Here is an 11,548-nt window from a genome sequence, read left to right on the forward strand (position 1 = left end):
ACACCCTCCAGATCCGCGGCGACACCGAGAGCAACGACGGCGACGTCGTCGCCGAGTTCGACGTCGATCTCGCCGGCGATCAGGTGTACACCGCGTTCGCCGCGGGCTACCTCTCGCCCGACGACGAGCCCGCCGACACGCCCTTCGACCTGTTCCTGTCGCAGGACACGGGCGGGATGTCGGACGGCGGAATTGACGAGGCTCCCGCTTCGGTTCGCGTGGCGCATCTGTCGCCGAACGCCCCCAACGTCGATGTCTCCGTCGACGGGAGCGCCGTCCTCGAGGACGTCGCCTTCGGGGTCACGAGCAGCTATCTCGACGTGCCCGCGGGGACGAGGACCGTCGAGATCACCGCCGCAGGAGATCCAGACACGTCGGTCTTCCAAGGCGACGTGACCGTCGAGTCCGGGCAGCCGTACACGTTCGCGGCGGTCGGCGAGATCGGCGAGATGGCCGACCAACCCTTCGAGCCGCTCGTCCTCGAAGACGGCAACTCGGCTCCCGGCGGCGACACAGCGCGGCTCAGAGTCGTCCACGCGTCGCCGGACGCCCCCGCCGTCGACGTGACGGTCGCGGCCGGCGACCTCCTCTTCGACGGCGTCCCCTACGGCGGCTCGGGCTACGTCGAGGTTCCCGGCGGCGATTACACCGTCGAGATCCGCGGCGACACCGAGAGCAACGACGGCGATGTCGTCGCCGACTTCGACGTGAGCCTGAACGGCGGCACCGTCTACACCGCCTTCGCCGCCGGCTATCTCTCGCCCGACGACGAACCCGACGACACGCCGTTCGATCTGCTCGTCGCACAGGACGCCAGCGGCGAGATGATGTGAGCTGACCGGCTCGGAGCGCGACTCACACAGATGGAAGGCGGGAGCCCACGACTTCAGTCGTGGGCGGAAGCCGACGAGAGTCGAATCAATCCACGAGCGATCGCTCTCTGACTCCCGAACGTAACCCAATATTTCTTTAAAAAGCCACATATATATGTGATATACGGGATGGGGGACGTGATTCGACCCGTCAAAGTCAAACTCGATGTCCCTGACAAGCAGTGCGACGACCTCCATCACACAAAAAATCAATTCTTCTATTGTGCGAACACGACCGCAGAATGGGCGTGGAGACACCCAGATGAGTACTGCATAACCTCCAAACAGAAAGCCGAGAAGGCTCTTTACGAGCAACTCCGATCCGACACGGAGTTGACTGCAAACCTCGTACAGAAGGGGATTCGCCGTGCGATCGAGGGCCACAAAAAACGATGTCGCTCGTCTCAAGAACGGTGACACCACCACTCAACCCCACTTCGATGCCTGGAGCATCGTCTATGATAAGCGAAGTGCAAATTTCCACCGCGAACACGTATCCCTATCTACGGTAAACGGTCGTGTCGAGTGCGAGTACGTGCTTCCCGACGATCCCGCGGGAACACCGATCGGCGAGTACTTGCTGAACGACGACTACGAGTTCCGGATGTCTACGCTCCAGTACGATCGACAAACGGGGTCGTTCTATCTCCACACGCGAATGCGCCGAATCGAAGGTGACGAGCAAACGCGGTCTACGAGTGATTCCTCCGATGCCAAGCACAGAACAGTCCTTGGCGTCGACTTAAATGTGGATGGGTCGCTTGCGGTAACGTCGACAGGCGAATTCATCGGAAACGCCGACGAGATGAACCATCGGCGTCGAGAATTCGAGACAACTCGCGGGGGAATGCAACAAGCAGGCACGCGGTCGGCACACCTGTCGATTCAGTCGATGGACGACCGCGAACATCGCTGGATGCAGGACGAACTGCACCGCGCCTCGAATCAGATTCTCAGGGAAGCCCGCGAGCACGGGTGTACGCACATTGCATTCGAGAACCTGACTGACATCCGCGACCGAATGGCGGGTGCGAAACGCTTCCACGCGTGGGCGTTCCGACGCTTGTTCCAGTACATCCAGTACAAAGCCGAGATGGGTGATGTCGCGGTTGAGCAGGTGAGTCCGGCGTACACGAGCCAGCGGTGTCGTCGTGTGGGTTTACCCACGAGAACAATCGGCGGTCGAAACACCGGTTCGTGTGTCAGAAGTGCGAGTACGAACTGAACGCGGACTACAACGCGAGCAAGAACATCGCTCGGAAACTGCTTAAGCGGCTCCACTCGGGGCAGACGCCTTCGAGTGGAGGCGCACCCCGTCAGTGTGCGCTGAAGTCAGGGACGCTGAACTTGAACGGCGATTACACCGCCTCCGTCGATTCGACGGCAGAAGGGGAGTCCACTGACAAGCTCACGACTTCAGTCGTGGGTCACTGACGAGGCACCCCACGATCCATCGCGCTCCCAGTCCGGTCGGCTCCGTCGCCGCCAGTCCGTCGCCCCGACCCCGGCAGACGAGCGTCAGACGGTTACACAAGACTTTTACCGAATTCGGCGGATTGTCCGGTACGGTTAGCGGACGTCGCCCCGACGAGCGCGCGGGTAGGGGTACTTGAGCGAACGTCGGTGCTTCGTCCAGTGGACATTTTTCGAGGCCCAACCGAGGAGCGATAGCGTCGCCGCGACCCCCCTCCCCTCAGAGCGCCACGTACACCGCGGTGTACCCCGCGAGCGCCACTGTGACGCCCGCGAGCGCGATAACGACGAAGGAGAGTCCAGCCGACGCACCCGCCCGACGCACCGGGGAGCCGAAGAGCGGCCGCGACGCCGTCCGGGCCCACGAGAGGGCCGCACAGCCCACCCCGACGGCCAGGATCGAGAAGACAAAGTGGTACGAGACATCGAGCGTCGGCGGCACGAAGAGCAGCGGCGCGACGCCATAGGCCGCCCCCAGCGTCACACTCGGATCGGAGAGCCTCCCGATCGAGCGGCCGGTTAGGTGGGCGAAGACGAAGATGGCGACCCAGATCGTCGCGAGTTCGACCGCGAACGCCCCGAGCAGGTGCAGCGTCGGGTCCGCCGCGAGCGCGATTCGGCCATCGAATACGGTCACGGTGAACGGGTACAGTAGTTCCGGAGGTTCCCCGGTGAAGAGGTCGCCCCACGGATGCACGAGCAGACCGAACGTCGCCGCCAGGGCGACGGATCGCGCCGACAGCGACGTCAAGTGGTGGACGACGAGCGCGAGCGCGACCCCGCCGAGCACGAACGCGCCCATCACGATTCCGCCGAGCGACCCACTCACGGCGATCGCGACACCGAAGAGTCCCGCGAGCACGAGCACGCCGAGCCCTCGAGCGAAAACCGCTCGGCGGTTCTCCACGGACCGCGTCGTCCAGAGCGCAAACGCGGGGCCGGCGACGGCGGCGACGACCGCAGAGTGAGTAATCGACCGATGGACACGGTTGGCGGCGCTCCAGAACGCGTCGGGGTCGGCGGCCCTGACGACCGTTATCCCGTCGATAGCGAACAACGCGTACGCGATATCGACATCGGGTAGTGTCGCGAACGCGCCAGCGACGACGCCAAAGGTGAGCGCACGGCGTGCCGGCCAGCCTCGCCGCTCGACGAACAGCGCCGCGAGGGCGAACGCCAGCATCCCGTGTCCAACGAACACGCATCATACTGGCGCGCCCTGCAAATATAAGCACCTCGCCTGATGAGATACGTGATACCGAGAGACGCGGTACCGCGTCGCGCTCGTGGATACCACGTTCGCACAGGATCGACTCGGCACGGTTCCACGTCGCCAGAGACTAAGTGACGATGGAGCGATGAAGGAGTGATGACTTCGCCAGCCGACGTCCGCGACGTCGTACCGGCTTTCGACGACGTTCGGTATATGAATACGGGCGCGAGCGGGCCGAGTCCGCGCTCCATCGTCGAAACCGCCCAGCGAACACTGGAAGCACACGAGTGGGACGCCGCCGGCGATCCCGGCCCGTACCCCTACGCCTTCGATCTGTACGAGACGACCCGTGCCGACGTAGCCTCGTTCGTCGGGGCCGACAAAACGGAGATCGCGCTCACCCAGAGCACGACCGACGGGATCAACCGCATCGCCTCGGCGATCGACTGGGAACCGGGCGACGTCGTCGTTCGGACGGATCTGGAGCATCCGGCGGGCGTCCTCCCGTGGCAGCGCCTGAAGCGCTACGGCGGCGAGGTCCGCGTCGTCCCGACAACTGAGGGTCGAATCGACCGCGATGCCTATCGCGAGGCGATCGAGGACGCGAAACTGGTCTGCCTCAGCGCGCTCACGTGGAACTTCGGGACGCACCTGCCGGTCGCGGAGTTGGTTGCGGACGCGCACGACGCCGGTGCGCGGGTCCTCGTCGACGCCGTCCAGGTCCCCGGGCAGACGGCGCTCGAAGTAAGCGAGTGGAACGCCGACGCCGTCGCGATGGCGAGCCACAAGTGGATGATGGGACTCTGGGGCGCAGGATTCCTCTACGTCAACGGTGATGTCGCGGGCGATCTCCACCCCGGCCAGATAGGCTACCGTGGGGTCGAAGAGGCCGGCCCCGACGACTACGAGCTCGAAACGGGAGCGCCCCGCTTCGAGGTCGGAACCACGAGCCCCGCGCCGTACGCCGCCCTCTCGGCATCTATCGACTTACTGGAAGAGGTCGGGATGGGGACGATCGAATCGCACATCGATGGCCTCGCGAACCGGTTTGTCGATAGCGTCCCACCGGGGCGGCTGATCAGCCCTCGCGACCCCGAATCGGGACTCGTGACCGTGCGGGTCGACGACCCGGAGACGACCGTCGAACGGCTCAACGCAGAGTACGACGTGGTGGTTCGCTCGCTCCCCGGCCCCGAGGGCGCGGTTCGCGCGTCGCTGCACGTCTACAACACACCAGAGGACGTCGATCGGCTGGTAGCGGGGCTCGACGAGGTCGGCTGGTAGCAAGCGGAGAGTCGGAACTTACGAATCCAGCAGTTCCCCGACGATCCGACGCTCCTCGTCCTCCGTGACCTCATCATCGTGCACGCACGCTCGAATTACCTTGTGAACCAGTTCGGGATCGTCGAGGCCAGAGGTAGAGTCGGACGTGGACGGCGAGCCGGCGCTGGGGTCTGCCGACGACTCGGAGTCGGACTCTCTGGCTCCGCTGTCGGTGTTGGGGTCGAACTGCTTGAAGCGCTCTTCGACGGCCGCCAGGCGCGTCGAGAGTTCCTCGATCGAGTCCGCGAGCCGAGCGGCGTTCCCTGGATCTACAGCCGCACCGGAGGAATCGGACGTTGCAGACGCTTCGGAGTCGGCGGTGGAGTCGGAGTCGACATTGTTGCCGGACCCGACAGTGGAGTTGGACTCGATACTGGCGTTGGTGCCGATAGTGGAGTTGGATCCGCCGCTGGAGTCGGCGTCGGCCGTATATGTGGATTCGACGTTGGAGTCGGATGCAGACCCGTCCGGCGAAGGTCCGTCCGCGATCGCGCGATTATCAGCAGCGGACGACCGCTCCCCGTCGCCGTCGAACGCCTCACTCACGAGCGACTGCCTGTCTGCCCACTCGAAGCCCTCGATGCCACGGATTCGATTACTCACCGTCGCACGGGACACGTCGAGGGCCTCGGCGATCTCTCGCTGGGTCGCCGACGGACGCTCGTAGATGGCACGCAACGTTTCGCGCTCCTTCGTGGACAACGCCTCGGGGCTGAGCTCCGCGAGAGCGGACTCCGCTCGGTCGGCTGCCGCAGACTCCCCTTCGTGGGCTTCTTCCTCCGTCTCGGGATTCGGGTCGCTCAGCGTCGGTGCAGACGACGAGTCTTCCGGACTCGAGGCCGACTTCTCCGGGGTCGATCCGCTTGACGCCATCGCCGAGGAGTTGTCCTGTGACTCAGTCGAGATCTCTTCGGGCGGTTGCTCGGACGACTGTCCATCAGTCGTCTTGTCGTCGGTTGCGTCGTCCGTTTCGTCAGCGGCCGTCTCTCCATCAGCCGAATCAGTTGTCGATGCCCCCTCCGAAGCGGCCGGATCACCGTACTCCTCGAGGACGTACTCGACGAGGTCGGCTGTGGCGCTCGGGACCCGCTCGGCGATTTCCGCGAACGATGCCCCTGGCTCCTCGGCAGCGAGATCCAGGATCCGCCACTGTCGGAGCGATTTCTGACCGGCTGAGTGGTCATCTGACTTGCTCATAGTTCCCTTTCTGGCTGTCTGGCTGACAATTACACTGCACTAACAACTCTGTGTATCTGCTATTAAAATATTCGCACAGTAAGAATACCACCAGTCTCAATTACAGTAATGGGTGCATATGTCCATATATAATATGTGTATGACGGATCCCTGAGGATAGACGTTTTTTTGCCAATTCGTGCCCTGGGGGTGCGCGAAGCACCGTGATATGGGGTCTATCCCAGGTGGCAGGTTCGACAATTTCTATCCCCAAAATCCGGCACCACGTCGGTGGAGTCATACGTCTTCCCGCTGTAGAGCCTCGAAGAGATGCCCGAAGGCTCCGACACCGTCCGACTGCCGCTCGAACCGCTTCGGCAGCGGGTCGCGGACGCGACGGGACGGTCGGCCTCGTTCGTCGACCTCACCGACGTCGAACTCGCCGGCAACGCGCTCGAAGTCACCTACTCCACCCCCGAGGAGGACGTCCCATTCGTCGAGGTGGTCGTCAAGGGTCCGCGCGGCGAAACCGACGCGACGCCGGTGCGGCTCGATACCCCGTCCGGGCTCAAAGTCTACGGTGAACTCCTCCGGGTCGAGTACGCCGGCCGCGACGCCGAAACGGACGAGATTCTCGTCTCGGTCTCCCAGCGTACCGGCGACGATTGGCGAACGCTGCTCGGTTGCGGACGGATGTGGTCCGTCGAGACCGACCACGGCAGTGAGACAATCGAGATCACCTGCTACGCCGAGACGCCGTCGGCCGAGGTCGAGGACGAAGACGATGCCCCGGAGCGAGACGACAAAGACTCGATCGACGCCGGTCGTGGCGACGAACAGCAACCGGCCGAACCCGCCGATCAGGAAGGCGATGGCGGGGGCGGATTTTTAAGCGGTCTGGACTGAACACGGTCAGTGGTGTGACGACGTCGCGACAGCGCCCGACGCGCTGTGGCCAGACCAGGGATGCCGACTACATAATACAGGTTTATTGGGAGTGGTGAATTCCTCGTAGGTATGCAGAACGAACGGGTCCTCGTCACGGGCGGTGCGGGATTCATCGGCTCGAACCTCGCGAACACCCTCGCGGCGGACAACGACGTCATCGCGCTCGACAACGGCTATCTCGGAACCCCCGAGAACCTCGTCGATGGCGTCAAGTACGTCGAGGCGGACGTCCTCGACGACGACCTCCCCACTGCCGTCGACGTGGTGTATCATCTCGCGGCGCTGTCCTCCCGGCAGATGCTCGAAGAGAATCCGCGGCAGGGCGCACGGGTCAACATCGAGGGCTTCGTGAACGTGGTGGAACAGGCGTACGCTGACGGCTGTGAGACGTTCGTGTACGCGTCGACTTCCTCGGCGTACGGGAGTCGGACCGAACCCAGCCCCGAGGATACGGACCTCGAAGCGTCGACGGGGTACGACGCCTCGATGCTGGGACGCGAGCGGTACGCCGAGTACTACAACGACTTCTACGACGACATCTCGCTCGCCGGAATGCGGTTCTTCTCCGTGTACCAGGGCTACGGGGGCAACGAGGCGCACAAAGGCGAGTATGCCAACACTATCTCGCAGTTCGCTGATCGGATCGCGAGCGGTGAATCTCCGGTGCTGTGGGGTGACGGTAGCCAGACGCGAGACTTCACGCACGTCGAGGACATCGTCCGGGGGCTAACACGGACGGCGGAAAAAGAACTGACCGGCGTCTACAATCTCGGGACGGGCGACCCGTACTCGTTCAACGAGATGGTCGAGATGATAAACGACGTGCTCGAAACGGACGTCGAGCCGACCTACGAGCCGATTCCGCTGGAGAACTACGTTCACGACACGTGTGCGGACATCTCGAAGATCCGCGAGGCGACGGGATGGGAACCGCAGATTGGCTTCGCCGAAGGCGTCCGCCGAGTTTGTGAGCCGTATCTCGACGGATCATAACGGTGCAATCGGGGAGCGGACAGCGCCGAGCGCGATCGATGTGTTCTCCTATCGAATACCGTGATAGCAGTCACGCCTCAGGCGGCGTGATCCTATCGGAGACGTGTCGAACCGACTCGGTCGGGATGGGGCGGGTCCGGTTAAGCATCCACTGTTCAGCGGTTGTATAGACCCAACAAATGTCCCTTTCGATAATCAGCATTATTAATAATATTTGTCGTACTGTTGAATCTGAGGGGTAGAGGGAAGTGACTCGTGAGGAGTGCCGAGTGTTTGCCTGACAAACCACGAGCAGCGCGATGTTTTTTCGCTCGATAATCAGTTAGCGGAGAAACACTTTTGACGACTGCTTCACGTGTTGGATTTGAAGCATATCGGGGCCGGAGGCAGGGACTTCGGTCGTGGCCGGAGACGGTGAACGACCGTCGGTATCGGTCGCGGCCCCGTGGGGTTGCTGATTCGAAACGAGATCACGCGGACCCACGACCGTCCGACGCGACCAAACTGGAAATATGGTCTCCACACAATCGAAAGGGCAGCGGGCAGCCGGCGTCCAGTCGCCGGGTGACGACGGGGGGTACTCGTCGGACCGGATAGCGACGTCGAGCCGATGGTTAGCGTCGTGATGCCGACGATGAACGAGGAGAAGGGCATCGAGACGTGCATCGAACTGGTGAAAAACGCCGTCCGCTATTCGGGGTACTCGACGGAGGTCATCATCAGTGACGATTCGACCGATCGGACGCCGGAGATCGCTCGCGACGCAGGGGCGATTGTCGTCGAACCCGACGAAGCGGGATACGGATACGCGTACCGCTATGCGTTCCAACACTGTCGGGGTGACTACATCATCATCAGCGACGCCGACACCACATACGACTTCGAACAGTTCCCGGAACTGTTGGATCCGGTCGTCCGTGGGGAGGCCGATATGGTGATGGGCAGTCGTCTCGAGGGCGAGATCAAAGACGGGGCGATGCCCGCGCTACACGAGTACGTCGGTAACCCCCTCCTGACGAAGTTTCTGAACGTCTTCTACGGGGCGGGCGTCAGCGACGCGCACTCGGGCTTCCGGGCGTTCCGGGCCGACGTGCTCGACGAACTCGACCTGGAAACGAACGGAATGGAGTTCGCGTCGGAGATGATTATGATCGCGGGCGCGCAGGATCTGACAATCGAGGAGATTCCTATCACGTACCACGAACGGGAGGGCGAGGCGACGCTCGAGAGTTTCCAGGACGGATGGCGACACGTCCGGTTTATGCTCCTGAACGCGCCGAACTACCTCTTTTCAGTCCCTGGAGCAGTGATGGGTCTGTTCGGGGTCGCGGTAATGATCGCAGCGTCGTATCGGGCGTCGTTCGGGCCGATTACGTTGGGGACTCACTCGGCAATTGCCGGGTCGCTGTTCACATTACTCGCCTATCAGGTCGCGAGTATGGGGATGTTCGCGACCATCACGAGCGATCCGATTCAGCGGCCGAGCGACCCCATCACCACCGCCGCCGTCGAACATATGAATCTCGAGCGGATGTCGACGGTCGGGTTGGTCATCTTCACTGCGGGTGCAGTGTACGCGACCTGGCTGGTGATCCAGTGGGCGGCCACCGGCTTCCAGCGGTTGCCGATGGTGGTCGGCGACGTGATCGCACTCACCGCGATTGTCGTCGGGGCGCAGACCGTGTTCAACGCCTTCTTTATGAGCACCGTCACCGATCGGCAGTGAATTCACTCTTTTCGCGGGGGCAAAAGCCGTGACTGCAGGGGGCTATGCGTGCGCATCATATTCGCTAGTTCGAGATCCAAGTCCGGTGGTGAATCAGTATACAGACTCGAATCGTGCGTTCCCGAAGCGCTCGAACGCGCCGGGAGATGGCCCGACGACGGTCACCAGACGCGAATCGCGGGCGTCCCGCAGTCCTGACAGAGCACTGCTCCCGACCCCTTGTACGTCCCCGTGTCGAGGGCGCCGTCGCAGTACTGACAGGATGGATCGTCGAGGCGGTCGAGCAGCTGTTCGGGGTCGCTGGTGGCCGTACTGTCTTTTGACATCGGCCTAACCGAGTCGCTGTGCGGGCATAATAGTTACCAAACACAATTTATCTGACAGGAACGAACATCGAATCTAGCGGGGAAGACAAACCGAACGCCGGGCGCTACGTGCTCTCTTCGGCCCGGAGTTCCGCGACGAGTTCGCGCGTCGCCCGGCGAACTGCCTCGTCGCTGGAGTGGCGCGGTTCCCAGCCGAGTGCGGCGAGTTTCTCGATGGAAAGCCGCATCTTCGGCACGTCGCCGGTCCACCCGCGGTCGCCACCGGTGTAGGTGTACTCCGGATCGAGGTCCATCTCGTCGGCGACGATGTCGGCAATTCGGTTGACAGCGGTGGTCGTTCGCGTTCCCAGGTTGTAGGTGTTCAGATCGTCGGTCGCCTGTTCGACCACGTGGCAGATGGCGTCGACGCACTCGGTGACGTGGAGATACGACTTTTCCTGGCGGCCGTCGCCGAGGATTTCGAGCGTCTCTGGATTTTCGAGAAGTTTCTCGATGAAGTCCGGGATGACGTTGCCGCGTTGCTTGGGGCCGACGATATTCGCAAAGCGGAAACACCACGCCGTCATTCCATAGGAGTGTGCGTAGGTCGACAGCAGTGCTTCGTCGGTGAGTTTCGACGCGCCGTAGATAGATATCGGCTCCAGCGGGGCGTAATCCTCGGGCGTCGGTCGCGGGGCTTCGCCATAGACGGTTGACGAGGAGGTGAACGCGAAGTGTTCGACACCGACGTCGTTCATTCGCTCGAGGAGGTTGTACGTCATCTCGGAGTTCTCCTCGAAGAGTTGCCGGGGCTTCTCGTAGTTCGTGTCCGTGTACGCCGCTAAATGGAACACGACGTCGACGTCTTCGGTGACGATGCGGGCGACGTCGCCTTTGTCCGTCAGGTCGGCCCTGGCGAATTCGACGCCGTCGGGGACGCGGTCTCTCGTTCCCTTCGAGAGGTCGTCGACGACGACGACCTCGTTGTCGGAAGTGAGGGAGGCGGCGAGGTGTGAACCGATGAGTCCGGCCCCGCCCGTCACAAGGATACGGTTGTCGATGAGGTCCATAGCAGATGTGTACGAACTGCCCGAAAGAAGGTTGTGATACAGACGGTCTGCAGAGCGTCTCCTCAAAAAGCAACTCCTGGGTGGGTGTGGCTTCCGTGTGTGTCCGTTATCACGACAGTTTAAATATCTGTTAACTCCTTCCACAGACACACGGATGCTTCCCTGGGGCCACCTCGCAGTGGGATACTTGCTGTATACGTTCGGGACGCATCTTCTGCAGCGAAGCGCACCCGCAGGCCAAGCCGTCTTGCTGTTGGCCGTCGGGACACAACTGCCGGATCTCGTCGACAAGCCGCTCAACTGGTGGTTGGATATCTTTGACGGCAGAGCGATCGGTCACTCGATGTTTGCCGCGGTCGTCATTTCGATTCTGTTCTTCTCTGTGATGCGACGGTACGACCGCGAGGACCTCGCCGTCGCGTTGTCGGTCGGGCTTGTGAGTCACCTGT

10 protein-coding genes and 1 pseudogene are annotated in these 11,548 nt (G+C 62.4%); 7 read left to right on the forward strand and 4 right to left on the reverse strand.

Annotated features, from left to right (window positions below):
* On the forward strand, positions 1-833 hold an 833-nt coding region (locus tag ABEI27_RS10560), incomplete at its 5' end, for a DUF4397 domain-containing protein (RefSeq protein WP_375799369.1).
* Positions 834-1,001: 168 nt separating this feature from the next.
* Positions 1,002-2,306: pseudogene (locus ABEI27_RS10565) on the forward strand (RNA-guided endonuclease InsQ/TnpB family protein).
* A gap of 259 nt (positions 2,307-2,565) precedes the next feature.
* Here the strand turns inward: ABEI27_RS10565 and ABEI27_RS10570 are convergent.
* A complete protein-coding gene (locus ABEI27_RS10570; protein WP_375799370.1) occupies positions 2,566-3,546 on the reverse strand; it encodes a metal-dependent hydrolase in 981 nt (326 codons plus the stop codon).
* A 168-nt stretch (positions 3,547-3,714) separates the two neighbouring features.
* Between ABEI27_RS10570 and ABEI27_RS10575 the strand changes: the two genes are divergently transcribed.
* Positions 3,715-4,842 (forward strand): aminotransferase class V-fold PLP-dependent enzyme, encoded by a 1,128-nt coding sequence (locus tag ABEI27_RS10575; protein ID WP_375799371.1) that lies wholly within the window; start codon positions 3,715-3,717, stop codon positions 4,840-4,842.
* Between the two features lie 18 nt (positions 4,843-4,860).
* Here the strand turns inward: ABEI27_RS10575 and ABEI27_RS10580 are convergent, their stop codons facing one another.
* Positions 4,861-6,078 carry a winged helix-turn-helix transcriptional regulator gene (locus tag ABEI27_RS10580; RefSeq protein ID WP_375799372.1) on the reverse strand — a complete coding sequence of 406 codons (1,218 nt, stop codon included), beginning with the start codon at positions 6,076-6,078 and terminating at the stop codon, positions 4,861-4,863.
* 309 nt (positions 6,079-6,387) lie between these two features.
* Between ABEI27_RS10580 and ABEI27_RS10585 the strand changes: the two genes are divergently transcribed.
* The 3 genes from ABEI27_RS10585 (at position 6,388) to ABEI27_RS10595 (ending at position 9,724) form a co-directional block, all read left to right on the forward strand.
* Positions 6,388-6,963 carry a hypothetical protein gene (locus ABEI27_RS10585; RefSeq protein ID WP_375799373.1) on the forward strand — a complete coding sequence of 192 codons (576 nt, stop codon included), beginning with the start codon at positions 6,388-6,390 and terminating at the stop codon, positions 6,961-6,963.
* A gap of 111 nt (positions 6,964-7,074) precedes the next feature.
* Positions 7,075-7,998, forward strand: coding sequence for an NAD-dependent epimerase/dehydratase family protein (locus ABEI27_RS10590; RefSeq protein WP_375799374.1), 924 nt, complete (start codon positions 7,075-7,077; stop codon positions 7,996-7,998).
* Positions 7,999-8,608: 610 nt separating this feature from the next.
* Complete coding sequence (locus tag ABEI27_RS10595) at positions 8,609-9,724, forward strand: glycosyltransferase family 2 protein (RefSeq protein ID WP_375799375.1); 1,116 nt, start codon at positions 8,609-8,611, stop codon at positions 9,722-9,724.
* 161 nt (positions 9,725-9,885) lie between these two features.
* On the opposite strand, the gene ABEI27_RS10600 is transcribed toward ABEI27_RS10595, so the two are convergent.
* Both ABEI27_RS10600 and ABEI27_RS10605 read right to left on the reverse strand, forming a co-directional pair.
* Positions 9,886-10,050: an HVO_A0556 family zinc finger protein gene (locus ABEI27_RS10600; RefSeq protein WP_375799376.1), complete on the reverse strand. Its 165-nt coding sequence runs from the start codon at positions 10,048-10,050 to the stop codon at positions 9,886-9,888.
* Positions 10,051-10,154: 104 nt separating this feature from the next.
* Complete coding sequence (locus tag ABEI27_RS10605; protein ID WP_375799377.1) at positions 10,155-11,099, reverse strand: NAD-dependent epimerase/dehydratase family protein; 945 nt, start codon at positions 11,097-11,099, stop codon at positions 10,155-10,157.
* Between the two features lie 154 nt (positions 11,100-11,253).
* Between ABEI27_RS10605 and ABEI27_RS10610 the strand changes: the two genes are divergently transcribed.
* The coding region (locus tag ABEI27_RS10610; protein WP_375799378.1) for a metal-dependent hydrolase at positions 11,254-11,548 on the forward strand (295 nt) is incomplete at its 3' end.

It is taken from the genome of Halobellus sp. (genome assembly GCF_042218505.1).
In the GTDB taxonomy this organism is placed as follows: Archaea; Halobacteriota; Halobacteria; order Halobacteriales; family Haloferacaceae; genus Haloquadratum.